Genomic DNA, 23866 nt, shown 5'->3' with positions numbered 1-23866 from the left:
TGCCTGAAGGGCGGCTACCGTCAACGGCGTGCTGACCCTGCACCTGAATGTGGCGGACCTCAGTCGTACGGTGATCCGGCCCGTCCCGTCGGTGTCGCTGGAGTTGGCGGCGGCGGGGCAGCGGCTGTTCCCGCCGACCGTCCCCGGGCACCTGGAAGGATGGCGGGCCCGGACCCGGGCGGCCCTGCGCCCGGTCATGCGCCCCTACCTCGACCTGTGCCGCGTGCCGTGGTGGCTGCCGGACTTCCTCACCCCGATCGGTGCGGACCCGGACGTCGCCGCCGCCCTGGACCGGGTGTCCACCGCGCCCGCCGCGACCCTGCGCGCCGAACTCGGGCCCCGGGTGGACGCCGGCGACCTGCCGCCCCGGGTCGGTGAGCTGGCCGCCGGTGCGCCCGGCGCGCGGCAGCGGCTGCGCGCCGCGATGGAGGCGTTCCACGCCGTCGCGGTCGCCCCGTACCGGGCGGAGATCGACGCCGCCGTGCACGCTGACCGGGCCAACCGTGGGCACACGCTGACCGAGGCCGGGATCGACCGGGTCCTGCGTGACCTCAGCCCTTACCTGCACTGGTCGTCGTCGGGTGGGGCCTACCGGCTGTCCTACGAGTGCGCGTACGGGACCCGGCTCGACGTCGCGCCGACCGGCCGGGGCGTCACTCTCGTGCCGTCGTACTTCCTGCCGCAGCCGTGCGTCCTCGACGACCCGGCGGGCCCGATGATCCTGGCCTACCCCGTCGAGCGGAAGCGCCGTGAGCTGACCACCAGCGCACCCCTGGCCGACCTCCTCGGTCGTACCCGCGCGGCCGTGCTGGGCGCGGTGGCCGGCGGCCGGAGCACCACCCAGGTCGCCCACGACGTCGGCGTCTCCGCTGCCTCGGTGAGCCAGCACACCGCGGTCCTGCGCTCGGCCGGGCTGATCACGACCCACCGGGCCGGCTCCGCCGTGCGGCACGCGCCGACCCCGCTGGGCGAGCACCTGCTGGGGGCCGGCGCGACCGTCAGCCCGTTCGCAGGCCGGTGAGCAGGGTGTCGACCAGGGCCTCGGCGTCGGCGGGCGGCAGCGCGCGGTGGGTGACCACCGCCCGCAGCCAGACCGGCCCGAGCAGCAGGTCGGCCAGGAGCGCGTCGTCGACAGGCCCGGCCAGCTCGCCCCGGGCGCGCGCCCGCCCGGTCACCTCCCCGACGTGGGTGCGGTGCTGGCCGAGGAGTTCGTCGGCGAGCCGGGCCAGTTCGGCGTCGGCGCCGGTGTGGGCGAGCACGTCGGCGGCGAGCCGCCCCGGCCCGTCGGCGAAGAACGCGGCCTTCGATCGGAGCAGGGCGGTCAGGTCGCCGCGCAGGGTGCCGGTGTCGGGCACGGGCAGGTCCCGGGCGATGGCGTGCCGGAACGTCGCCGCTACCAGGGCCGGCTTGGCGGACCACCACCGGTAGAGGGTGGTCTTGTTGATCCCGGAGCGCCTGGCCACCCCCTCGACGGTCAGCGCGGCGTACCCGTCGGCGGCCAGCAGGTCCAGCACGGCGGCGTGGATCGCCTCGGCGCCGCGCGGGCCGCGCGGGGTGCTCACAGCCCGGTGCGGCGCAGCAGGCGCAGCGCCGTCGTCATCCGCCGGGCCCAGGCCGCGCTCCGCGCCCCCGGCCGGTGGTACGCGGGGGCCAGGTCCAGCCCGCGCTGCCGGGCGACGGTCTTGACGCGGGTGAACCGGAGCAGTCCGGCGCCGCCGTGCCGGCCGCCCAGCCCGGAGTCCTTCCAGCCGCCCATCGGGGCGTCGATGCTGCCCCAGACGGCGCTGTAGCCGTCGTCGACGTTGACGGCGCCGGCGTCGATGCGCGCCGCGACCGCCTCGCCGCGCGTCCCGGAGCCGCTGAACACGCTGGCGTTCAGCCCGTACGCGGTGTCGTTGGCCAGGGCCACCGCCTCGTCGTCGGTGTCGAAGCGGTGGACCGCGACGACCGGGCCGAAGGTCTCCTCGGCGTACATCCGCATGCCGGGGACGACGCCGGTGAGCACGGCCGGTTCGAAGACGTACGGGCCGATGTCGGGGCGGTGCCGGCCGCCGGTGTGCAGGGTGGCGCCCCGCTCGACGGCGTCGGCGACGTGCGCGGTGACGGTGTCGAGCTGCCGGGCGGAGGCCAGCGAGCCGAGGTCCGCCTCGAAGTCCCCGCCCACGCCCAGCCGCAGCGTCGCGGTGCGGGCGACGAAGCGGCGCAGGAACTCGTCGTGCAGCCGGTCGGCGACGTAGACGCGTTCGATGGAGACGCAGAGCTGCCCGGCGCTGGCGAAGCAGGCCCGGATGGCGCCCTCCACCGCCCGGTCCAGGTCGGCGTCGTCGAGGACGAGTAGCGGGTTCTTGCCGCCCAGTTCCAGCGACGACGGGACCAGCCGGCGCGCGGCCCGGGTGGCGACCTCCCGGCCGACGCGGGTGGAGCCGGTGAAGCAGACCAGGTCGGCCCGGTCCGTGATCAGCGGCCCGAGGTCGGCGCCCTCGCCGGCGACGATCTGCCAGAGGGCCGGGGGCAGCCCCGCCTCGACGGCGAGGGCGCGCAGCCACAGCGCGCTGAGCATGGTCGCCGGGTCGGGTCGGTGCACCACGGCGTTGCCGGCCGCCAGGGCGGGCAGCGCTTCGGACGCGGCCAGTGAGAGCGGGTAGTTCCAGGGCGAGACGACGCCGACGACGCCCACCGGGAAGCGCAGCTCCCGGGCGCGGGTGAGTACCGGCAGCGCCCCGGCGCGGCGGCGGGGGCGCAGCAGCCGGGCGGCGGCGCGGGCGTAGTACCGGGCGTTGATGGCGGCGTCGAGGACCTCCTCGACCGCGTGCCGGCGGGCCTTGCCGGCCTCGAGCTGCACCAGGTCCAGCCCTTCGGCCTGGCGGTCGAGCACCAGGTCGTGCAGCCGGAGCAGGACGGCAGCCCGGCGGGCGGTCGGGAGCCCGGCCCAGGAGCGCTGGGCGGTGCGTGCGTCGGCGAAGGCGTCGTCGACGTCGGCGGGGGTGCTCGACGGTACGTCGACCGTCCGGTCGCCGGTCAGCGGCGAGGTGGCGGTGAGCGCCGGTCCGGTGCCGCGTACCTGCCCGACGAGCGCGGCGGCCCCGGCGGGCAGCGCCGGGGGGCGTCCGGCGACGGCCGGGTTGCCGGTGGCCGGGCCGCCCGTCGGGTCGGCGGGCGGGGGGAGCGCGGTGGTGGTCATGCCCCCACGGTAACGCAACGCGACGTTGCGTTGCCATTCCCGCCCGTCCCGCCGTCGCCGCGCCCGCCGGGCGCCCGGGTGTCGGTCGCCCGGCGGGCTCCCGGCGGCCTGGCTGGGGCGGTCAGCCGGTGGCGGCCATCAGGAGCTCCACCGCCGCGCGGGTCTTCGTCGGCGCGGCGCCGTCGGCCGGGCAGTCCACGTGGGTGGCCCGCACCGCGCCGACGGTCAGTTGGTAGCTGTAGGCGTCCTGGCAGGCGGTGCCGGCCGGCGGGGAGCCGGCCTCGGCGGCGAGCGCCGGGTCGGCGACGAGCCGGCGCAGCCGGTCCAGGTCCGCGTCGGAGAGTCGGCCGGTGCGGCGCGACCCGGCGCGGTCCACGGCGGTCCACCGCCCGTCGGGTTCCACGGTCAGGGTGTCGCCCCGCCCGGCGAACCCGCCCGAACGGGTCAGCACGACCCGGACCGCGCTGGCCCCGGACCCGGTGGTGGGCGGCGGGAGCGTCGGCCCGGCGGCGGGCGGTGCGGACGCGCTCGCCGGGCCGCTCCCCGGCGGGGACGGTCGGTCCGCAGGTGGCGTCGTCGCGCAGGCGGAGAGGATCGTCGCCAGCACCGCGATCTTGACTCCGGCCATCGAAGCTGATCTCATTCCGGTCGGACGCACGGGGTGCCGGCGGGGTTCCCGCCGGCCCGGGTTCCACCGAACGGTCAGTGTCCGGGGCGGATTTTGGATCACCCCTTCTCTTTCGGGTCGTTACATCGTTATATCTACATGCGTGACTACACCTGTCACGCACACCCTGTTCAGGAGGGCACGTGAAAAGACCCCTTGCTGCCGTCGGTACGGCCCTGCTCGCCAGCGGCCTGCTGACCGGCGTCGCCACCCCGGCGCTCGCGGCACCAACCGCCGCCCCCGCCCCGGGTGGGCCTGCCGCCGCCGCGGCGAGCGCCCTGCGGACCAACCCCGGCGCCGTCCAGGGCACCGGCGCCGAGTCCTACCAGGTGCACAGCACCAAGGTGGACGCGACCGGCGCCGCGCACACCCGCTACACCCGGACCTACCAGGGCCTGCGGGTGTACGGCGGTGACTTCGTCATCCACACCGCACCGAACGGCGGGTACGCCGGGTCCTCGGTCGGCCTGGACGCCCCGCTGACCCTGACCACCGCGGCGAAGGTCCCCGCCGCCGCGGCGAAGAAGGCCGCCCGCGCCGAGTTCTCCGGCACGCTCACCGCCGTGGGCGCGCCGGAACTCTTCGTCGACGCCAGCTCCGGCAAGGGCCGGCTGGCCTGGGAGACCGTCGTCACCGGCTGGCAGCCGGACGGGCAGACCCCGTCGAAGTTCCACGTCATCACCGACGCCAGCTCCGGCAAGGTCATCGGCTCGTACGACGAGATCGAGGCCGTCGCCGGCACGGGCAACAGCGTCTACTCGGGCACGGTCACGGTCGACACCACGCTGTCGGGCAGCACCTACTCGATGGTCGACCCCACCCGCGGCAACGGCTCGACGTGCGACATGAACAACGGCACGTCGACGTGCACCACGGTCACCGACGCCGACAACACCTGGGGCACCGGCGCCGCCACCAACCGGCAGTCCGCCGCCGTGGACGCGCACTTCGGCGCCGCCAAGACCTTCGACTACTTCAAGAACGTGCACGGCCGCAACGGCATCTTCGGCAACGGCCAGGGCGTGCCCAGCCGGGTGCACTACGGCAACAACTACGTCAACGCCTTCTGGGACGGCTCCCGGATGACCTACGGTGACGGCTCGGGCAACGCCAACCCCCTGGTCTCCATCGACGTGGCGGCCCACGAGATGAGCCACGGCGTCACCGAGAACGTCGTCCCCGGCGGCCTCACCTACTCCGGCGAGTCCGGCGGCCTCAACGAGGCCACCAGCGACATCTTCGGCAACATGGTCGAGTTCTACGCCAACACCGCCGCCGACCCCGGCGACTACCAGGTCGGCGAGAAGATCGACATCAACGGCGACGGCACCCCGCTGCGCTACATGTACAACCCGTCGCTCGACGGCTCGGGCGACAGCTGCTGGTCCACCAGCACGAAGAACAAGGACGTGCACTACTCGTCCGGGGTGGCCAACCACTTCTTCTTCAACCTCGCCGAGGGCACCGGCGCCACCCCGTACGGCACCTCGCCGATCTGCGGCTCCGCCCCGGCGGTGACCGGCATCGGCCGCGTCAAGGCCGAGAAGATCTGGTGGCGGGCGCTGGACGCGTACTTCACCTCCAACACCTCGTACGTGAACACCAGCAACCCGGCGAACACCGCGCGGGCGTACAGCCTGCGCGCCGCCACCGACCTGTACGGCAGCTGCTCCACCGAGTACCGCACCGTCCAGGCGGCCTGGACCGCGGTGAACGTGGCCGGCAACGACGCGCCGTGCTCGACCGGCAACGACTTCTCGGTCTCGCTCTCGCCGACCTCCGGCGCGGTGAACCCGGGCGGCTCGGTCTCCACCACCGTGGCGACCGCCACCACCAGCGGCTCGGCGCAGACCGTGACGCTGTCGGCCACCGGCCTGCCGAGCGGCGCGACCGCCTCGTTCAGCCCGGCCTCGGTGACCTCGGGCGGCTCGTCGACCCTGACCGTCGCCACCACGGCCGGTACGCCGGCGGGCACCTACACGATCACCGTCAACGGCGCCGGCGCGGTCACCCGCACCGCCACCTACGCGCTGACCGTGAACGGCGCGGGCGGCGGCTGCACCAGCCCGGGTCAGAAGCTCGGCAACGCCGGCTTCGAGTCCGGGGCCGCGACCTGGACGCAGAGCTCGGGTGTGATCGGCCAGCACGGCACCGCGCAGCCGGCCCGCACCGGCACCTGGAGCGCGTGGCTGAACGGGTACGGCAGCACCCGCACCGAGACGCTCGCCCAGTCGGTGAGCCTGCCGGCCGGGTGCACGTCGTACAACTTCAGCTTCTGGCTGCACATCGACTCGACGGAGACCACCACCAGCACCGCGTACGACACGCTGCGGGTGCAGGTGCTCAACTCCGCCGGGACGGTGCTGGCGACCCTGGCCACGTACTCGAACCTGAACAAGGCCGCCGGGTACAGCCAGAAGTCGTTCTCGCTGGCCGCGTACAAGGGGCAGAGCGTGACCCTGCGGTTCACCGGCACCGAGGACTCGTCGCTCAAGACCTCGTTCGTCGTGGACGACACCGCGCTCAACGTCTCCTGAGCTGAGTGCTCCCGGGGCCCGGCGGCCACCCCACCAGGGTGGCCGCCGGGCCCGCGCCGTTATGGTCGCCGGGGCGACGTGCCGCCGCTCCCGGCGGCGGAGGGCGGGACACCCGGAGGAGTTGGTGACGGTGACGGACGCGGAACTCCTCGTCGAGGTGACCGGGCCGGTGGCGACGATCGTGATCCACAACCCGGCCCGCCGCAACGCGATGACCGCCGGGATGTGGCGGCGGCTGCCGGGGCTGCTCGACGGGCTGGCGGCCGACCCCACCGTCCGGGTGCTGGTGCTCACCGGCGCCGGCGGCACCTTCTGCGCCGGCGCCGACCTGGGCGACCTGGACGAGCTGCTGGACGCCGGCGACGCCAGCATCGCGGTCGCCGCCGAGCAGCGGCTCGCCGCCTTCGCCAGGCCGACGGTCGCCGTCGTGCGGGGCGCGTGCGTCGGCGGCGGCTGCCAGCTCGCCGTCGCCTGTGACCTGCGCATCGCCGCCGACGACGCGCGCTTCGGCGTACCGCCGGCCCGGCTGGGCCTGGTGTACCCGGCGCCGACCACCCGCCGGCTGGCCCGGCTGGTCGGCCCGGGCGCGGCCAAGCACCTGCTCTTCACGGCCGAGCTGATCGATGCCGAACGGGCGCTGCGGGTGGGCCTCGTCGACGAGGTGCTGCCGGCCGACCGGCTCGCCGCCCGGGTGGACGACCTCACCGCCGCGATGGTCGCCCGGTCGCAGCTCAGCGTCGCGGCGGCCAAGGAGATCGTGGACGACCGGGCGGACGACGACCGGATCGCCTGGTGGCACGGGCAGGTCCGGGCCAGCGGCGAGGCCCGCGAGGGCGTCGCCGCCTTCCACGAGCGCCGCGCACCGCGCTTCGGCTGGACGCCCGCCCGGCCCTGACGGCGGTCTGCCGCGGCTTCCGGGCGACGACCGTCCGCACGTTCGTCAGACAGAGTTGCCCGAGGGGAACGCAGGTATGAATGACACCGGGATCGGCGAAGGGGTCACTGTGGAAGGCGCAGAGTCTGAACAGTCACGGATCCGGCGAGGCCGCCGCCGGTTCCTGCTGCTGAACGTCGGCGTGGCGCTGTTCGGCACCCTCGCGGGCGCGGGGCTGGTCGCGCTCGGCATCGAACTCGATCTGGACGTGCCCGCCTGGGGCGAAGCGCCGGGCTGGGCGACGGTGCTCGGGCTGGTCCTGGTCGGCGCGGGGGCCCTCGTCCTGTTCGGCGGCGCGCTGTATCTCGTCAGGACCGGTCGCTACCGGCGCAACGCGCGCTCCCCGCTGTGGGGGGAGAACCGGTCGCGCCGGCGGGAGCTGGTCCGGCAGGCGCGGGGTCTGCTGCCGGTGCGGGACGAGGACCTGCCGCTGGTGCGCCGGGTGGCCGCGCAGATGGACGGCCAGTGGGCCGGGTGGATTCCGCTGTCCGGGGTGGTCCTGGCGCAGGTCGGGCAGGCCTTCGTCCAGTGGGGCCCCGGGTGGCTGGCGCTGGCGCTGCTGTTGGCCGTGGCGATCGGCCTGCCCGCCGCGCTGACCGCCCGGCACGAGCGGCAGGCGCGGGCGTTCCTGCGCGCCCACCCCGAGCCGCAGGTGTCGACGGGAGAGCCGGCCGGGTGAGCCGTTCACCGGACCGGGGGCCGGCGGGCGCCGCGCCGAGGGGCGTACCCCCCGACGCGACCCCCCGATCCCGCCGGCCGGCCCGTCACCGCCCGGTCAGCGACGCCCAGCTCGGGGGCGCCGGTTCGCGCCGCAGCGGCATGCCCGCCTCGGCGGGTGTCCGGTCGCCCTTGCGCTGGTTGCAGCCGTAGCAGGCGGCGGTCGTGTTCCGCCAGGTGTTCCGGCCGCCGCGCGAGCGGGGCAGGACGTGGTCGACGGTGCCGGCCGACCCGCCGCAGTACGCGCAGCGGCCCCCGTCGCGCCGCAGCACCCCCGCCCTGGACCAGGCCGGGCCGGCGCTGAACCGCCACCGGGTCACCACGTAGCGGACGAGGCGCACCACCCGGGGCACGGGGAAGACCCCGATGAGCCGGTCCGGCTCGGCCTCGTGGATCTCGGCGACCCGCCGGCAGAGCATCCGGATGGCGTGTTGGACGGTGACCCGGTGCAGCGGGCCGAGGTCGGCGTTGACGACGAGGACGGCGTCCACCGGTGTCTCCCTTCGTGGCGGTGCCGGCCCGGCCCGGGCAGCGGAAGAGCCGCCCGGCCGGCGTGTGCGGGGGCGGCTCGAGGTCGTGCGGGCACGCGTCAGTCGGGCCGGCCGCCCCCGGGGCGTTCGGCTCGGCGTCCGCCGCCGCTCGCCGGCGATGCCGGACGCGTGGGCAGGTACGACGGCACACAGGTGGTGTGCGACATCGACATGACCAGCTCCCGCGGCGGTGGTTGACCTTGCGCGATCACGGTAGGTCGGCGGGGGACAGCGGAGCAACGGGTTTCGATCGAGGTCCCGGCTCGTCGGGGCGACGCTGCCGGCGTGCGCGGCCGGCGGCCCGCGCGGCGGCCAGCGGCCGGTCGATGCGGACGGCCATCCGGGCGGTCAGTTCGCTCTCCAACAGCGGCCGGTTGACCTCGCCGGCGACGGCGAGCGCCGGGCCGGAGACCGTACGCCAGATCGCGGCCAGCCCGGCGCCGAGCCCGAGCAGGGCCACGGCGGCCCGGGTCACCGGTGTGCCGCCGGCGGCGAGCGCGCTCACCCCGACCACGGCGAAGAGCACGGCGAGCAGCGGCACGAGCACCGGCCAGAAGATCCCCCGGACGGCCTGCACCACCAGCTTGCGGTCCCGGATGATCAGGTTCCGGGCGACGATCGCGTAGTCCTCCTCGTCCAGCAGGTCCCTGGGGTGCAGCCCGCCGGTGAGCACCCCCTGCCACAGCTCGCCCTGGTTGCGCAGTTCCCGGGCCAACTCGGGCAACCCCGCCTCGGTCGGGTCGCCCACGCCCGCCCGGGTGACCGCCGACGCCCACGCCGACAGCGACCGGCGGACCACGGCGGCCGAGTACGGGGGCAGCACGGTGGCCAGCTCGCCCAGCCAGCGCCCGATCTCGATGTGCCGGCCGCCGAAGCGGCGGGTCACCTGCTCGGCGTCGCCGCGCCGGACGGTGTCGGCGAGCGAGCGTCCCAGCCGGTAGGCCAGCCCGACGCGCTGGTTGGTGGCCATCGTCCAGCGCAGCAGCTCCACGTTGAGGTCGTCGAGGGCGAGCAGCAGCGCGTCGGCGTCCATGGCCGGGTCGGCCAGCCGGGCGTGGGCGTCGGCGGTGGTGGGCACGGGTCCGACGCGCCGGGTCAGCTCGGCGATCTGGGCGAGCGCGACCTCCACGCCGTCCAGGTACATCCGCATCCGCCGCCGCCCCGACATCTCGGTCAGGTTGGACAGCTTCGCCGGGGCGCCCGCCGGCCGGTTGGCCCCAGTGTCGCCCAGCTCGACGGTCTGCGCGTGGTGGTAGCCGTCCGCCATCCACCAACCGAGCCGCAGGGCGGTGACGATGCAGGCCCGTTCGTCCCGGATCAGCGGATACGCGTCGTCGCGCGGCACGTCGGCCGTGAGCGGGCCGTAGTCCGTGTGCGGCGACATCCCGCTCACCTCCCGGCTCACCCCAGTCGAGGATCAGCCTAGGCGAACCAGGCGTACCATTTGCCCGCTTTCGTCACTCTCGTGCGGTGCGCGGCAGCGGCCTCATCCACGCCCGGCGCGCCCCGCGACGCCGCTCCGGCCCGCGAGCAGCCCCCGGGGCCGGATCGAGCGGACCGGCTCGGCCGCGCCACCCTCGGCCCGCAGGATGTGGTTGGCCGCGACGATCCCCGTGGCCGCCGACCGCTCCATCAGCGCGCTCGGGAAGTCCGTCCGGATGCCGTCGCCGGCCAGGTAGAGCCCGTCCGCATCGGTGCGCACCCCCGGCCGCCAGGAGTGGCTGCCCGGCGTGAACGCCGGTGCCTGCGCCTCCACCCGGGCGCGCAGTTCGCGGACGCGCAACCGGGCCGCCTCCGGCCAGAGCGCAACCAGCTCGACCCGCATCCGTTCGGCCAACTCCTCGGCGGGCACCCCCTCGTCGCAGGCGTACGCGTGCAGCTCCACCACCGAGCCGCCGGTGCCGGCCGCCCAGCGGCGCGACTCGTTCTCCAGCCGGTGGTAGAGGGTCACCGAGTCCAGGGTGGGCTGCCGCGACACCCCGCTGAACACCGCCCGGTCCGCGCCCACGTCCCCGTCGCACCAGTAGCGGGCCACCGCGTACGGCGGGCCGGGCCGGCCGTACGCGGGCATCCGCGCCGCCAGCCGGGGCGCGTGCCCGGCCAGGCCGGGCGAGGCCCCGACGAGCGCGGCCAGGGCCGGCGGGTCGACGGCGAGCACCACGTGCCCGGCGGCGTACGACGTGCCGTCCGCCGTCGCCACCCGCCACCCGTCGCCGTCGCGGGTCACGGCGGTGACGGCGGCACCCGTGACCACCCGGCCGCCCTGCTTCTCGACGTGCCGGGTCAGCGGCTCCCAGATGGCCGACGCGTAGTCCTCGTCGGGGCAGTCGAAGGCCAACCCCTCCGGATTGCCCAGCAGGTAGAAGTGGAACTGCGCGATCATCTCGGCGGCCGACATCTCCGCCTCGTGGTTGAAGAACGAGTGGGAGAAGACCTCGAAGAGCATCGCCCGGGCCCGGTCCGGCAGCCGCAGCGAGGTGAGCAGCGCGTCGGCGGTGGTGTCGTCGAACTCGGCGTAGGTGCGCCGCGCGTCGTAGGTCAGCAGCGGCAGGGCCGCGTCCCGGTCCATCCCGCGCAGGTCCCCGAGGCGCAGGCTGGGGCTGCGCAGCAGCAGCGCCAGCAGGTTCGCCGGCGGCGCGGGCGGCAGCCGGCCGAACTCCTCGGTGGGCCACTGCTCGCTGAGGATCGGATAGCCGGGCACCGGCCGCAGGAAGCCGAGCCCCGGGTCGACGCGGCGCAGGATCGACCGCCAGTTGTAGTACTGTCGGAAGAACGCGTGGAAGCCGTGCTCGTTCATCTGCCGGGTGCCGTCGGCGAGCGTCTCCGGCCACGCCCCGAGGCGTCCGCCGAGCGTCGGCGCCGCCTCCAGCACCGTCACGTCCACGCCGCGTTCGGCCAGCACCACCGCCGCGGACATGCCGGCGATGCCGCCGCCGACCACCACGGCCCGCACCTGACGCGGCACGCGGGGGGCGCCGCCACCGCCCGGGTCCACCTCGTGCTCGCGTACGCCGATGAGCCGACCGACCATCTTCGACAGCGCCATGTGCACCTTCCCGCCCGATGAGCCTCCAGTCTGCCCCCGCAGGCGGGGAAGCGCTCCGTCCCGTACCGCGACGGCCCCCGGTCTCAGGCCGGCGGCAGGCAGCGGCGCTCGCGGTCCGAGGCGGGCCAGACGTACTCCAGGTCGGGCGGGACGTCGGCGCCGAAGACCGGCCCGTAGTGCCCGGGGTCCTTGCGCAGCAGCGACGAGCGGTGACTCAGGTGCACCTCGTCGCGGCCCAGCCACGGCGGCAGCTCCCCGGCCTCGGCCAGCTCGGCCTGGGTGCGGACCCGGGTCAGGCCGCAGGCGGCGGCCAGGTCGGTGGTCATCGTGGCGGCGCAGGTGTCGGCCCGGCCGGGCTCGCACCAGACCGCGCAGACGTCCAGCCCGTAGCGGGTGAGGGCCTCCTCGTATCCGGCCCACATCTTCACCGCCGGGTGGTTTCGCCAGCCGTACGTGGGCCAGGTCAGCCCGCGCAGCACCTGGATGGCCTCCACCCGCTGCTTGCCGAGCCGCTTCTGGTCCAGCGTCCGGGCGCTGGCCAGAAAGTCCGGGTACGGCAGGAACGTCTGCATGCGGCTGCTCTACCCGTCGCCGCGCCGGACATGCCGGCACGACCAGCGCCCATGATCAGGGGGCTGCGTGCGGCGCGACCGGCTGACTACGATGCGGCACATGCCGGAGCCCCTGCTGGATCGTGCGCGGCGTGCCAGCCGGCGGCTACGGGTCAACGGGGACGCACGGGCGGCGCACTACGTGGTCTGTGGCCGCGACGCCCTCGCCTACTGGGTGGTGCGGGCGCTGCTCGCCACCGAGTTGCAGGCCGGCCGCGTCCGGATCACCCTGGTCGTCCCCGAACGGCCGAGTTCCGACGAGCCCGACGGGCGCGACCTGCAGGGCGTCGAGGTGGTACGCGCCGACCGGCTCGACGAGGTCACCTTCCGCCGGGCCGGGCTGGCCGGCGCCGACGGGCTGGCCCTGCTGCACCAGGACGACGTCGGCAACATGCACGCCGCGCTGTGCGCCCAGGAGGTCGAGCCCCGGCTGCGCCTGGTGGTGCGGATGTTCAACACCGGCCTCGCCAACGGGGTGCGGCAGATCTTCCCCGACTCGGCGGTGCTCTCCGACGCCTCCATGGCCGCCCCGGCCTTCGTGGCCGCCGCGCTCGGCGAGGTCGCCCCCACCCACTTCCGCCACGGCGGGCGCACCCTGTACGTGGCCCGCCGCGAGGACGTCCGCCCGACCGACGTGGTCTGCGGGGTGGCCGACACCCGCGACCCGCAGCAGGTCCGACTGCTGCCCGCCGCCGAGTCCTCGGCCGACCTGGTGATCGCCGAGGCGACCGGGACGCCGCCCGGCACGGAGCTGGCCGCCCGCCGGCTGAGGCGGGCCCGCCGGCGTCGCCGGCCGCTGACGGTGCTGCTGCGCGCCGTGCGCAGCTTCGCCACCCGCAAGATCGGCATCGCGGTGATCGTGCTGCTGGCGGTGATCGGCGCGCTCGGCTGGCTCAACGGCTATGCCGCGCACGAGGAGGACTGGGGGGACTCGCTCTACCTCACGCTGGTGACCACCCTCACCGGGCAGGATCCCGACCCGAACAAGTCGGCCGCCGAACAGGTCATGCAGGTGGTGCTCAACCTGGCCGGGCTGGCGCTGATCCCGCTGATCACGGCCGTGGTGGTGGACGGCGTCGTCAACGCCCGGCTGGCCCTGCACTCCGGCCGCATCCAGCCCGAGCGCTCCGGGCACGTGGTGGTGGTCGGGCTCGGCAACGTCGGCACCCGGGTGATGGCCCAGCTCTGTGACTTCGGCGTCGAGGTGGTGGCGATCGACAAGCTGCCCGAGCCGCGCGGCGGCGCGCTGGCCCGGCGGCTGGGCGTACCGCTGATCGTGGGGGACGCCGCCCTGGAGGAGACCCTCCAGTCGGCGTCGGTGGGCGCCTGCCAGGCGCTGGTGGTGGTCTCCACCGACGACGAGACCAACCTCCAGGCGGCGCTCAACGGCCGGGCCGTCAACCCGGAACTCCAGGTGGTGCTGCGCCTCTTCGACGGCCACTTCGCCGAACGCATCCAGCAGGCCTTCGGGATCGGCGTCTCGCGCAGCGTGTCCTACCTCGCGGCGCCGTCGTTCGCCGCCGCGCTGGTGGACCGCGCCGTGATCGCCACGATTCCCGTCGGCCGGCACGCGCTGCTGGTCACCGAGGTCTCCGTCAACGCCGGCTCGTCGCTGGACGGCCGGCCGCTCGCCGCCGTCGGGCGGGCCGAGAGCGTACGCCTGCTGGCGCACGCCCGGGCCGGCCAACGCCTCGACTGGACGCCCGACGCGCGCCTGGTCATCGTCGCGGGCGACCGGCTGACCGTGGTGGCCCGCCGGGCCGCCCTGAGCGCCCTGCTCCGCGAGGCCGCGCCCCCGCCGGAGGACCCCGTCGCGCCCACGCCCCGCCAGCCGGAGGAGTGACGGCGCCCGGTCCGCCGTGCTGCGCGCCCCGGAAGGGCGTCAGACCCGGTGGGGGCGCAGGGCGTACCAGAGGGCGCCGACGGCGAGCACGGCGGTGCCGGCGAGCACGCTGGCCGGCGGCAGGTTGACCGCGAGCAGCAGGCAGCCGGCCAGCCCCAGCACGGCCAGCGCGCGCACCGGCAGCCGCCGGCCGGGGTCCCGGCCCAGCGTCAGCGCGGCCGCGTTGGTGATCGCGTAGTAGACCAGCACGGTGCAGCTGGAGAAGCCGATCGCGTCGCGCACGTCGCCCAGCAGCACGACCGCCACCACCACGGCGGCCACGGCCAGCTCAGCCCGGTGCGGCACCCGGTGCACCGGGTGCACGGCGGCGAGCGCCCCCGGCAGGTCGCCGCGGCGGGCCATCGCCAGCGCGGTGCGGCCCACCCCGGCGAGCAGGGAGAGCAGGACCCCGGTCACCGCCACGGTCGCCCCGGCCCGCACCAGCCACGCCAGCCCGGGCAGCCCGGCGGCCGTCACCACGTCGGCCAGGGGCGCGGCGGATGCGGCCAGCCGGTCGGCCCCGAGCACGCCGACAGCCACCACGGCGAGCAGCAGGTAGACCGCCAGCACCACGCCGAGGGCCAGCGGGACCGCCCGGGGAATGGTCCGCGCCGGGTCGCGTACCTCCTCGCCGAGGGTGGCGATCCGGGCGTACCCGGCGAAGGCGAAGAAGAGCAGCCCGGCGGCGGTGAGCACGCCCCGCCCGCCGCCGTCGAGGTCGCCGAGCCGGTCGAGCGAGACGTCGCCGCCGGCCGCGCCGGCCACCGCGACCAGGGTCAGCACCGCCAGCACCACGCCGACCAGCACCTTCGTCGCGGTCGCGGTCCTGCCGATGCCGCGCAGGTTCACGGCGGTAACCGCCGCCACCGCGCCGACGGCGACGAGCCGGGCCTGCCCCGGCCAGAGGTACGCCCCGATGGTCAGCGCCATCGCCGCGCAGCTCGCCGTCTTGCCGACCACGAAACCCCAGCCGGCCAGGAACCCGGCGAACGGGCCGAGCCGCTCCCGCCCGTACACGTAGGTGCCGCCGGACTCGGGGTAGCGGGCCGCGAGCCGGGCCGAGCTGGTCGCGTTGCAGAAGGCGATGGCGCCGGCCAGCACGAGCGCCGCCAGCAGCCCGGCCCCGCCGGCCACCGCCGCGGCGGGCGCGAAGACCACGAAGATGCCCGCGCCGAGCATCGACCCCAGGCCGATGACCACCGCATCCGCTACGCCCAGGCGGCGCGCCAGTTGCTCCACGGCGAGACCCTAGGGGGCGGAGATGAACGGGCGGTTCCAGTCCCGCAACGCCCCCGGCAACGGCAGGTCGTCCCAGGGCACCCGGTGCACCAGCCGGTCGAGGAGAAGTCCCAGCAGTAGCCCGGCGACCGAGTCGGTCAGCCAGTGCCAGCCCAGGTAGGTGGTGGTGCAGAGCACCACGAGCGGCGGCACCACCCGGACGACGGTGACCAGCCGGGGCGGCACCGTCCGGCCGTACGTGCGCAGCAGCGGGACGAGCAGCAGGGCGATGACGCCGTACCAGAGGATGGCGTTCGCGACGTGGCCGGAGGGGTAGGACTGGGCGAACCGCAGTGGCAGCTCGTCCTGGAACAGCGGGAGGGTCTGCTCGGCGGGCAGGAAGGGTTTCTTGACGCTCGCGCTGGGCGCGGGTCGGGCGGTCCACACCTTGAGCGGGCCGATGGTCAGGTAGCTGAGGGCGAAGGCGAGCACCGGCGGCAGCACCGGGCGGACGGATCTCAGCCGCACCGCGAGCAGCACCCCGAGCCCCAGGGCGATCAACGTCAACGGGGTGCCCTGGCCGAGGTAGTTGAGGACCACCGCCGTCCAGTGCGCGGCCGTGGGCCGGTGCGCCTGCGACCAGTCGGCGATCGCACGGTCGATCCCGAAGAGCCGCTCGTCGGCGAGGGCCACGGTCAATCCGACGAGGGCGGTGAGCAGCAGCGCGTCGAACCACCAGCCGGCCGGCCGGACCGGCCGGAGCTGCGCCTTTCCCCGTACCGTCGTGGTCTCCCGCACCCCGTCACGCTACCGGCCCCGCTCGGCGCCGGACCGGGACGGGCCGGGGCCGCCCTGTGTGCCGAGCCACGAAGGGAGGCGCTCGGCGGGGGGAACCCGTCAGACTTGTCCCCGTGCGGATCACCTCGGCCCTCGTGGACCCGGCGCTGCTCGACCTCCCCTGGTCGACCCCGCTGGAGGAGTGGCCTGCGCAACACCTGGTGGCGTTGCCCCAGGGCATCTCCCGGCACATCGTCCGCTTCGTCCGGCTGGGTGAGTACGTCTACGCGTTCAAGGAGACCCGCGAGCGGATCGCCGAGCGGGAGTATGACCTGCTCCGCGCCCTGGAGCGGATCGACTTCCCGTCGGTCGAGGCGGTGGCGATCGTCGCCGACCGGCAGACAGAGGACGGGGAACCCCTCGAGTCGGTGCTGATCACCCGGCACCTGCAGTTCTCGCTGCCCTACCGGGCGCTCTTCTCGCACACCCTGCGCCCGGAGACGATGGGCCGGCTGCTCGACGCGTTGGCCGCGCTGATCGTCCGGATGCACCTGACGGGCTTCTTCTGGGGCGACTGCTCGCTGTCGAACACGCTGTTCCGGCGGGACGCGGGGGCGTTCGCCGCGTACCTGGTGGACGCCGAGACCGGGGCGCTGCACCACTCGCTCTCCAACGGCCAGCGCGGCGAGGACCTGGAGATCGCCCGGGTCAACATCTTCGGTGAGGCGCTCGACCTCCAGGCCGCCGGGCTGCTGCACGAGTCGATCGACCCGGAGACGGTCTGCGAGGAGGTCGTGCAGCGCTACGAGCGGCTGTGGCACGAGATCACCTACGAGCAGCAGATCGAGCGGGAGGCCCGGCACGACATCGAGGGGCGGATCCGCCGCCTCAACGAGTTGGGCTTCGACGTCGCCGAGGTGGCGATGTCCACTATCGACAACGGCCGCTACCTGGTCCGGCCCAAGGTGGTCGACGCCGGTTACCACACCCGGCGGCTGCTGCGCCTGACCGGCCTCGACGCCGAGGAGAACCAGGCCCGCCGGCTGCTCAACGACCTCGACGCCTACCGGGCCGAGAGTGACCTGACCGACGAGCAGCAGGCCGCGCACCGCTGGTTGACCGAGGTCTTCGAACCGGTGGTCCGGGCCGTGCCCGCGCACCTGCGCCGCAAGCTGGAGCCGCAGGAGGTCTTCGCGCAGATCATCGAGCACAAGTGGCTGCTCTCCGAGCGGGCCGGCCGGGACGTGGGGATGGCCCCGGCCGTGCAGTCGTTCCTCTCGGACGTGCTCGTGCACCGCCCCGACGAGCAGGCGGTGCTCGGCGACGAGGTCCCCGCCCCCCACGGCCTGGCACCTGACGCCTGACGCCCGCCCCGGGGCGCAGCGCGGGCCGGCGTTCCTCCTCGGGTGGTGGGTTGTCTCGGCCCTTTCGAGCTGATGTCGTAGACGATTCAGCTCGACAGCGACAGCGACAGCGACCCGGGGGCCCCGGCGGGACCGGACGTGGCGCGACCGGTCCGGCAGGTCCGGTCGCGTCCGGACCTGCCACGTCCCGGTCCGGCGGTCACTCCACCCAGGAACCGCCGCGCATCACCCGGACCACGTTCAGGTCGTCGTCGAGCATCACCAGGTCGGCCCGGAGCCCGACCTGGAGCGCGCCAAGCTGGTCGCCGAGGCCGATGGCGCGGGCCGGCGTGGTGGCGGCCATCCGGACGGCGTCCGCGATCGGGATCCCGGCGGCCACCGCGTGCCGCAGCGCGGCGTCCATGGTCAGGGTGCTGCCGGCGATCGCGCCGTCACGGGCCAGCCGGGCCACGCCGTCGGCCACCGTGACGGCCTGGCCGCCGAGGTCGTACTCGCCGTCGGGCATGCCGGCGGCGGCCATCGCGTCGGTGATCAGGGCGGCCCGCTCGGGGCCCGCCGTCGAGGTGGCGAAGGTGAGCATCCCGTCGTGCAGGTGCACGCCGTCGGCGACCAGCTCGCAGACCACGTTCGGGGCGTCGAGCAGGGCCACCACCGGGCCGGGCTCGCGGTGGTGCACCGGCCGCATCCCGTTGAACAGGTGGGTGCCGACGCTCGCGCCCGCCGCGACGGCGGCGCGGGTCTCGTCGTACGTGGCGTCGGTGTGGCCGACCGCGGCGACCACCCGGTGGGCGGTGAGCAGCTTGATCGCCGCCAATGCGCCGTTCCGCTCGGGGGCGAGGGTCACCATCCGGACCGCCCCTTCGCCCAGCTTGATCAGCTCGGCCAACTCGTCCGTCGACGGGTCGCGCAGGTACTCGGGATTCTGTGCGCCGCAGCGGGCGGAGGAGAGATAGGGGCCCTCGAAGTGGATCCCGGCCAGCACCCCGTCGGTGACCAGCGGGGCGAACGCCTCGGTGGCCGAGCGCATGAGGTCGAAGGGCGAGCTGACCAGGCTGGCGAGCAGGGTGGTGGTGCCGTGGCGCAGGTGGAAGTCGGCGACCTGTCGGGCCTGCCCGGCGTCGCCGGTGGTGAAGGTGTGCCCGCCGCCGCCGTGCGTGTGCATGTCGACGAAGCCGGGCACGATCCAGTGTCCGTCGTGGACCGACGGGTACTCCGCCACCGCCCTGATCCGGCCCTCGTCCAACTCCACGCAGCCCTGCCGGATCACGCCGGTCGGAGTCACGACCTTGCCGTTCACCCGTTGGGACATCACTTCTCCAGACTGTCGAGGGCGAGCAGGGCGGCGCCGAGGCAGCCGGCCTCGTCGCCGAGGGCCGCCGCGACCAGGCGCGGCTCCCGGTGGAACGTCATCCGCTCGTGCAGCGCCGCCCGCAGCGGGTCGAACAGTCGCGCGCCGGCCCGGGCCAGCCCGCCACCGAGCACGACGGTCTCCACGTCGAAGAGGGCCTGGCCGGTGGCGAGGCCGTCGGCGAGCGCCTCGATGGCCTTTCGCCAGACGTCCACCGCCAGCGGCTCGCCGGCCGCCGCCCGCTCGGCGACCTCGGCGGCGGTCACCGGCACGCCCACCAGCGCCGAGTAGCGCCGCCCGATGGCGGCGGCGGAGGACACCGCCTCCAGGCAACCGGGACGGCCGCAGCCGCAGCGCGGCCCGCCGGGGCGTACCAGGATGTGGCCGATCTCGCCCGCGGCGCCGTGCGCGCCGGTGGCGGCGGTGCCGGCGACCACGTGGGCGGCGGCGATGCCGGTGCCGATCGCGACGAAGAGGACGTGCCCGCCGTCGCGGCCCGCGCCGAGCCGGGCCTCGGCCAGGCCGCCGGCGCGCACGTCGTGGCCGAGCGCCGTCGGCAGGCCGAGCCGCTCCCGGGCCAGCTCCCGCAGCGGTACGTCCCGGAAGCCCAGGTTCGCGGACCAGACGGCGACCCCGCGCGACTCGTCGATCACCCCGGGCACCGCGATGCCGGCCGCGACCGGTTCGAGCCCGTCGGCGCGCGCCTTGCCGGCCAGCCCTTCGGCGACCGCCAGGACGGTCTGCACCACGGCGTGCGGGCCGCGCCCGGCGTCGGTGGTGTGCCGTTCGGTGTGCAGCACGGCCCCGTCCGCCCCGACCAGGGCGCATTTCATCCCGGTGCCACCGACGTCCAGCGCGATGACGACGTCGGTCGACCCGTGTCCCGCGCTCACGCCAGTACCACTGACCGGGTCAGGTGCCGGGGCACGTCGGGGTCGAGGCCCCGGCTGGTGGCGAGCGCGACGGCGAACCGCTGCGCCAGGATCAGGTCGGCCATCGGGTCGACCGGCGTACGGCCGGCGGCCCAACTGCCCAGCACCGTGCGGCAGCCGTGGGTGCGGCTGTGCACGAACGCCGCCCCCGTCGCCGCCACGTCGGCCGGCAGCCCCTCGGGCAGCTCGCCGAAGGCCCAGACCAGGCGGCCCGGCGCGGCGATCGAGATCGGCCCGTGCCGGTAGTCCATAGCCGGATACGCCTCGGCCCAGAAGGTGGCCGCCTCCCGGCACTTCAGCGCCGCCTCCTGGGCGAGCCCGACGGTCCACCCACGGCCGAGGAAGGTGGCCTGTTCGATCCCGGCGGGGTCGATCGGCAGCGGGGCGCGCACGGCGACCTCCGCGTCCGCGGCGAGCGCGTCGATGTTGTCGCCGAGGTGGGCGCGGAGCAGGGTCAGCGCGGTGGTCGCGAAGCGGGTCTGCACCACCGAGCGCTCGTCGGCGAAGGGCAGGGTGACCGCCGAGTCGGCCAGCGCGACGGCGGGGGAGCCGGGGTCGCCGACCAGGACGGTGCTCGGCATCCTTCCGCGCAGGGCGGCGAGCAGGTCGGTGACCTCGGTGGTGGTGCCGGAGCGGGTGATCGCGACGAGCCGGTCGTAGCGCCGCCCGGCGGGGAACTCGGAGGCCTGGAAGGCGTCGGTCTCGCCCTGGCCGAGGTGCTCGCGGCGGGCCGCGTACGCCATCGCCATGAACCACGACGTGCCGCAACCGACGACGGCGACCCGCTCGCCGGGGCGGGGGAGCCGGTCGGTCACGGTGGCGGCCAGCCGCGCCGCCTCCCGCCAGCAGTCGGGCTGGCTCGCGATCTCGGCGTCGACGTACGACATGAGAACTCCTACGCAGGCAGCGGTGCGCAATACGGCTCGTAAGAGCCGCCTTTCGCGCGTTATTCTGCGCGAAAGGCGCTGGCCGTGGCAACCAGCCCCGTATCGCGCACGTCGGTGTTTTGCGCCCGCGTAGTTTCGCGCACTACTGTGCACGCATTCAATCACCGACCGCGCAGTAACGGGAGGGTCCGGGTGGACCGGTACGCCAGATGGAACGCCCTGCTCGAGATGCTGACCGACAGCGGCCGGGTCAGCGTCGAGGAGGCCGCCTCGCGACTGGACGTCTCCCAGGCCACCATCCGGCGCGACTTCGACCAGCTCGCCCAGCAGCAGATGATCACCAGGACCCGGGGTGGCGCGGTCGCCAACGGCGTCTCGTACGACCTGCCGCTGCGCTACAAGACCGCCAAGCACTCGGCGGAGAAGCAGCGCATCGGGGCCGCCGCGGCGGCCCTGGTCACCCCCGGCACCGTGGTGGGCCTCAACGGCGGCACGACCAGCACCGAGGTGGCCCGGGCCCTCGCGGTCCGGCCCGACCTGAACACCAACGCCGAGGGCGCCCAGCTCACCGTCGTCACGAACGCGCTGAACATCGCCAACGAGCTGCTGGTCCGCTCCCGGATGAAGGTCGTGGTGGCCGGCGGCGTGGTCCGCCCGAAGTCGTTCGAGCTGGTCGGCCCGCTGGGCGGGGCGCTGCTGCGCGAGGTCACCCTGGACGTGGCCCTGCTCGGCGTGGACGCCATCGACCCGCAGCTCGGCGCCGCCGCCCACCACGAGGGCGAGGCGGCGATGAACAACCTCATGGTGGCCCGCGCCAAGCGCGTGGTGATCATCGCCGATTCGTCCAAGCTGGGCGGTCACGCCTTCGCCCGGATCTGCCCCGTGGACCGGGTGGAGACGCTGGTCACCGACTCCGGGGCCGACCCGGAGGTGGTGGAGGGTTTCCGCGCCGCCGGCGTGACAGTCATCTGCGCCTGAGTTCCACGGCGGGCCGGGCTGTTCCTCCCGCGCGCGGGGTCGGTGGTCACCCGGCCCGCCCTCTCCCGGCGCCGTGTCGCGGGCCGCTGTCCGTCCGAATCGGCGTGTCGTTGCATACCGGGTATTGCGGGGCACTGCATACCGCGTATGGTGTCGCGTGTCATAGGCCCATCGGGGGAGGTGCAGCTTGCCAGCTGTCCTGGAGATCGAAGGTCTCCGCAAGACGTACAAGAGCCGTCGGCGCGGCACCCGCAACGCGCTGGACGGTTTCGACATGCGGGTCGAAGAGGGGCAGGTACACGGCTTCCTGGGCCCCAACGGCTCCGGCAAGACCACCACGCTGCGTACGCTGCTCGGCCTGATCCGGCCCGACGGCGGCCGGATGGCCATCCTCGGACACGAGGTGCCCGCGGCGCTGCCGACCGTCGCCGGCCAGGTCGGCGCCATCGTGGAGAGCCCGCAGTTCTTCCCGCACTTCTCCGCGCGGGACACCCTGTCCCTGCTCGCCGGCGCCGGTGAGGTGCCGCAACACCGGGTCGACGAGGTGCTCGAACTCGTCGGGCTGCGCGACCGCGCCGGCGAGCGGGTCAAGACCTACTCGCTCGGCATGAAGCAGCGCCTCGCGGTCGCCTCGGCCCTGCTCAAGAACCCCAAGCTGCTGATCCTCGACGAGCCGGCCAACGGGCTCGACCCGGGCGGCATCCGGGAGATGCGCACGCTGACGCGCAACCTCGCCGAGTCGGGCATGAGCGTGGTGCTCTCCAGCCACATCCTCGGCGAGATCCAGCTGATCTGCGACTCGGTCACCATCATCTCGCTCGGCCGGCGGGTGTCCTACGGACCCGTCGAACAGGTGCTCGCCCAGCACTCGTCCGGCTCGGTCCGGGTGCGGCTGGAGGCGGTCACCGACCTGCCGGTCGCCACGGAGGCGCTCACCCGCGCCGGAATCCAGGTGGACGGTCACCCCGACCACCTGATGCTCGCCGGGGTGGACAAGCCCGCGACGGTGACCCGGCTGCTGGCCGAGCAGGGCCTCTACGTCAGCGAACTGGCCCCGGTCGCCGTCGACCTGGAGAGCGTGTTCCTCGAACTGACCGCCACCGCGCCGGTACCCGGCCAGCACCGGCAGGTCGACCAGTCCACGAAGGTCGGTGGAACGGCGCAGCCCGGTCCCACCGGAGGAGGGTGGGGCGCGTGAGCCTCTACCGTACGGAGCTGCGCCGGCTCGCCAAGCGGCGCTTCACCCGATGGATGAGCCTGCTGGGCCTGCTGGTGCTGGCAGCGGTGGTGGTGGGCATCTTCGTCACCAACGAGAAGATCGACGCCGGCACGCTGGCCAAGGCCGAGCGCGCCGCCGAGCAGCAGTGGCAGCGGGACGTCCAGCACAACGCGCAGTACCGGGCGGAGTGCGACAAGGCGAAGGCCGCCGGTACGGGCAACGACGACCAGTTCCCGGAGGACTGCGCGGCCATCCAGCCGCCGCCACGGGACGCGATCCAGGCGGAGTGGTACCTGCCCTCCACCTTCGAGTTCCGCAAGGACTTCGGCGCCGCGCTGCTGCCGCTCGCGGCGATCCTGGCGCTGGTCGGGTTCGTCGTCGGCGCCTCCTTCGTCGGGGCGGAGTGGAACACCGGCGGCATGATGAACCTGCTGCTGTGGCGGCCGAAGCGGCTGACCGTACTCCTGACGAAGCTGGCGGCGCTGCTCACCGGGATGGTCGTCCTGGCCGTACCCGCGACGGCGCTCTGGTTCGGCAGTTTCTGGCTCGTCGCCACCCTCCACGGCAACACGGAGAAGATGACCTCCGGGGCGTGGCAGTCCTTTGCCCTCACCGGGCTGCGCGGGCTGGTGCTCGCCCTGGTCGCCGCGACCATCGGCTTCGCGCTCGCCTCGCTGGGGCGGCACACCGCGATGGCCCTGGGCGGAGCGATCGCCGTGATGGTCGTCGGGCAGTTCGGCCTCGCCATCCTGCTGGAGATGGCGGGAGTGCGCTTCGCCGAGGCGTGGCTGCTGCCCACCTACGCCCTGGCGTGGCTGGACAAGAAGGTGACGCTGCAGAACTACGACGCCTGCCAGGTCAACTACTTCGGCAACTGCGAACCCGCCACGTTGGACATCACCTGGCAGCAGTCCTCGGTGATGATGGCGGTCGGGCTCACGGTGATCCTCGGTGCGGCCCTCTGGACGATGCGCCGGCGCGACATCGCCTGATCGTGGGGCGGCACGACCGGCGGCCCTCCCCGGCCCCCGGTCGCGC

Annotated in this window: 21 protein-coding genes; 9 read left to right on the top strand and 12 right to left on the bottom strand. The window is 74.6% G+C overall.

The window, feature by feature from the left end:
* The first annotated feature begins 28 nt into the window (after nucleotides 1–28).
* Entirely contained in the window at nucleotides 29–1021 is a 993-nt protein-coding gene (locus ACQ452_RS26215) for an ArsR/SmtB family transcription factor (protein WP_433388188.1), read from the top strand.
* Here ACQ452_RS26215 and ACQ452_RS26210 read toward each other — a convergent pair.
* From ACQ452_RS26210 to ACQ452_RS26200, 3 genes are all read right to left on the bottom strand, one after another.
* Nucleotides 999–1562, bottom strand: a complete 564-nt coding sequence (locus ACQ452_RS26210; RefSeq protein WP_433388186.1) for a TetR/AcrR family transcriptional regulator — start codon at nucleotides 1560–1562, stop codon at nucleotides 999–1001. The genes ACQ452_RS26215 and ACQ452_RS26210 overlap by 23 nt on opposite strands.
* Nucleotides 1559–3181: a succinic semialdehyde dehydrogenase gene (locus ACQ452_RS26205; RefSeq protein WP_433388184.1), complete on the bottom strand. Its 1623-nt coding sequence runs from the start codon at nucleotides 3179–3181 to the stop codon at nucleotides 1559–1561. The genes ACQ452_RS26210 and ACQ452_RS26205 overlap by 4 nt, the downstream gene beginning before the upstream one ends.
* A 121-nt stretch (nucleotides 3182–3302) precedes the next feature.
* Nucleotides 3303–3809 (bottom strand): hypothetical protein, encoded by a 507-nt coding sequence (locus tag ACQ452_RS26200; protein ID WP_433388182.1) that lies wholly within the window; start codon nucleotides 3807–3809, stop codon nucleotides 3303–3305.
* Between the two features lie 182 nt (nucleotides 3810–3991).
* On the opposite strand from ACQ452_RS26200, the gene ACQ452_RS26195 reads away from it, so the two are divergent.
* The 3 genes from ACQ452_RS26195 (at nucleotide 3992) to ACQ452_RS26185 (ending at nucleotide 7998) form a co-directional block, all read left to right on the top strand.
* Nucleotides 3992–6385 (top strand): M4 family metallopeptidase, encoded by a 2394-nt coding sequence (locus ACQ452_RS26195; RefSeq protein WP_433388180.1) that lies wholly within the window; start codon nucleotides 3992–3994, stop codon nucleotides 6383–6385.
* A 124-nt stretch (nucleotides 6386–6509) separates the two neighbouring features.
* Nucleotides 6510–7280, top strand: a complete 771-nt coding sequence (locus ACQ452_RS26190) for an enoyl-CoA hydratase/isomerase family protein (RefSeq protein WP_433388179.1) — start codon at nucleotides 6510–6512, stop codon at nucleotides 7278–7280.
* A gap of 109 nt (nucleotides 7281–7389) precedes the next feature.
* Entirely contained in the window at nucleotides 7390–7998 is a 609-nt protein-coding gene (locus ACQ452_RS26185) for a hypothetical protein (protein ID WP_433388178.1), read from the top strand.
* A gap of 85 nt (nucleotides 7999–8083) precedes the next feature.
* Here ACQ452_RS26185 and ACQ452_RS26180 read toward each other — a convergent pair whose 3' ends face one another.
* From ACQ452_RS26180 to ACQ452_RS26165, 4 genes are all read right to left on the bottom strand, one after another.
* Nucleotides 8084–8527: an HNH endonuclease gene (locus tag ACQ452_RS26180; protein ID WP_433388176.1), complete on the bottom strand. Its 444-nt coding sequence runs from the start codon at nucleotides 8525–8527 to the stop codon at nucleotides 8084–8086.
* 247 nt (nucleotides 8528–8774) lie between these two features.
* Complete coding sequence (locus tag ACQ452_RS26175; RefSeq protein ID WP_433388173.1) at nucleotides 8775–9950, bottom strand: hypothetical protein; 1176 nt, start codon at nucleotides 9948–9950, stop codon at nucleotides 8775–8777.
* A 102-nt stretch (nucleotides 9951–10052) separates the two neighbouring features.
* A complete protein-coding gene (locus ACQ452_RS26170) occupies nucleotides 10053–11612 on the bottom strand; it encodes a hydroxysqualene dehydroxylase (RefSeq protein WP_433388171.1) in 1560 nt (519 codons plus the stop codon).
* Nucleotides 11613–11695: 83 nt separating this feature from the next.
* Nucleotides 11696–12184, bottom strand: a complete 489-nt coding sequence (locus tag ACQ452_RS26165; RefSeq protein ID WP_433388169.1) for an MSMEG_6728 family protein — start codon at nucleotides 12182–12184, stop codon at nucleotides 11696–11698.
* Between the two features lie 91 nt (nucleotides 12185–12275).
* On the opposite strand from ACQ452_RS26165, the gene ACQ452_RS26160 reads away from it, so the two are divergent.
* The gene (locus ACQ452_RS26160; protein WP_433388166.1) at nucleotides 12276–14066 is read left to right on the top strand and encodes an NAD-binding protein; all 1791 of its coding nucleotides are present in this window, start codon (nucleotides 12276–12278) and stop codon (nucleotides 14064–14066) included.
* A gap of 39 nt (nucleotides 14067–14105) precedes the next feature.
* Here the strand turns inward: ACQ452_RS26160 and ACQ452_RS26155 are convergent, their stop codons facing one another.
* Together ACQ452_RS26155 and ACQ452_RS26150 are read right to left on the bottom strand one after the other, a co-directional pair.
* On the bottom strand, nucleotides 14106–15344 hold the full coding sequence (locus ACQ452_RS26155; RefSeq protein ID WP_433388163.1) for an APC family permease: 1239 nt from the start codon (nucleotides 15342–15344) through the stop codon (nucleotides 14106–14108).
* A gap of 9 nt (nucleotides 15345–15353) precedes the next feature.
* A complete protein-coding gene (locus ACQ452_RS26150; RefSeq protein ID WP_433388161.1) occupies nucleotides 15354–16121 on the bottom strand; it encodes a phosphatase PAP2 family protein in 768 nt (255 codons plus the stop codon).
* Between the two features lie 113 nt (nucleotides 16122–16234).
* Here ACQ452_RS26150 and ACQ452_RS26145 point away from each other — a divergent pair, with 113 nt between their 5' ends.
* Nucleotides 16235–17464: a DUF4032 domain-containing protein gene (locus ACQ452_RS26145; protein WP_433388158.1), complete on the top strand. Its 1230-nt coding sequence runs from the start codon at nucleotides 16235–16237 to the stop codon at nucleotides 17462–17464.
* A 199-nt stretch (nucleotides 17465–17663) separates the two neighbouring features.
* Here the strand turns inward: ACQ452_RS26145 and nagA are convergent, their stop codons facing one another.
* Genes nagA through ACQ452_RS26130 form a run of 3 tightly spaced genes read right to left on the bottom strand, consistent with a single transcriptional unit; the run spans nucleotide 17664 to nucleotide 20631 of the window.
* A complete protein-coding gene (nagA, locus tag ACQ452_RS26140; protein ID WP_433388155.1) occupies nucleotides 17664–18773 on the bottom strand; it encodes an N-acetylglucosamine-6-phosphate deacetylase in 1110 nt (369 codons plus the stop codon).
* Nucleotides 18773–19705 carry an ROK family protein gene (locus tag ACQ452_RS26135; protein WP_433388154.1) on the bottom strand — a complete coding sequence of 311 codons (933 nt, stop codon included), beginning with the start codon at nucleotides 19703–19705 and terminating at the stop codon, nucleotides 18773–18775. Before ACQ452_RS26135 ends, nagA begins: the two co-directional genes overlap by 1 nt.
* A complete protein-coding gene (locus tag ACQ452_RS26130; protein ID WP_433388152.1) occupies nucleotides 19702–20631 on the bottom strand; it encodes an SIS domain-containing protein in 930 nt (309 codons plus the stop codon). Before ACQ452_RS26130 ends, ACQ452_RS26135 begins: the two co-directional genes overlap by 4 nt.
* A gap of 192 nt (nucleotides 20632–20823) precedes the next feature.
* Between ACQ452_RS26130 and ACQ452_RS26125 the strand changes: the two genes are divergently transcribed.
* From ACQ452_RS26125 to ACQ452_RS26115, 3 genes are all read left to right on the top strand, one after another.
* Complete coding sequence (locus ACQ452_RS26125) at nucleotides 20824–21609, top strand: DeoR/GlpR family DNA-binding transcription regulator (RefSeq protein WP_433388150.1); 786 nt, start codon at nucleotides 20824–20826, stop codon at nucleotides 21607–21609.
* A 274-nt stretch (nucleotides 21610–21883) separates the two neighbouring features.
* Nucleotides 21884–22807, top strand: a complete 924-nt coding sequence (locus ACQ452_RS26120) for an ATP-binding cassette domain-containing protein (RefSeq protein ID WP_433394428.1) — start codon at nucleotides 21884–21886, stop codon at nucleotides 22805–22807.
* A complete protein-coding gene (locus ACQ452_RS26115; protein ID WP_433388147.1) occupies nucleotides 22804–23820 on the top strand; it encodes an ABC transporter permease subunit in 1017 nt (338 codons plus the stop codon). The genes ACQ452_RS26120 and ACQ452_RS26115 overlap by 4 nt, the downstream gene beginning before the upstream one ends.
* Nucleotides 23821–23866: the final 46 nt, after the last annotated feature.

The sequence above is a fragment of the Micromonospora sp. KLBMP9576 genome, assembly GCF_050941805.1.
In the GTDB taxonomy this organism is placed as follows: Bacteria; Actinomycetota; Actinomycetes; order Mycobacteriales; family Micromonosporaceae; genus Micromonospora.
This window is presented reverse-complemented; position numbering and strand designations above follow the sequence as displayed.

Coding starts and splice junctions, on each gene's coding strand:
- ACQ452_RS26205 (WP_433388184.1), bottom strand. CDS start 3,181: ATGACCACCACCGCGCTCCCCCCGCCCGCCGACCCGACGGGCGGCCCG.
- ACQ452_RS26200 (WP_433388182.1), bottom strand. CDS start 3,809: ATGGCCGGAGTCAAGATCGCGGTGCTGGCGACGATCCTCTCCGCCTGC.
- ACQ452_RS26175 (WP_433388173.1), bottom strand. CDS start 9,950: ATGTCGCCGCACACGGACTACGGCCCGCTCACGGCCGACGTGCCGCGC.
- ACQ452_RS26170 (WP_433388171.1), bottom strand. CDS start 11,612: ATGGCGCTGTCGAAGATGGTCGGTCGGCTCATCGGCGTACGCGAGCAC.
- ACQ452_RS26165 (WP_433388169.1), bottom strand. CDS start 12,184: ATGCAGACGTTCCTGCCGTACCCGGACTTTCTGGCCAGCGCCCGGACG.
- ACQ452_RS26160 (WP_433388166.1), top strand. CDS start 12,276: ATGCGGCACATGCCGGAGCCCCTGCTGGATCGTGCGCGGCGTGCCAGC.
- nagA (WP_433388155.1), bottom strand. CDS start 18,773: ATGTCCCAACGGGTGAACGGCAAGGTCGTGACTCCGACCGGCGTGATC.
- ACQ452_RS26130 (WP_433388152.1), bottom strand. CDS start 20,631: ATGTCGTACGTCGACGCCGAGATCGCGAGCCAGCCCGACTGCTGGCGG.
- ACQ452_RS26120 (WP_433394428.1), top strand. CDS start 21,884: ATGCGGGTCGAAGAGGGGCAGGTACACGGCTTCCTGGGCCCCAACGGC.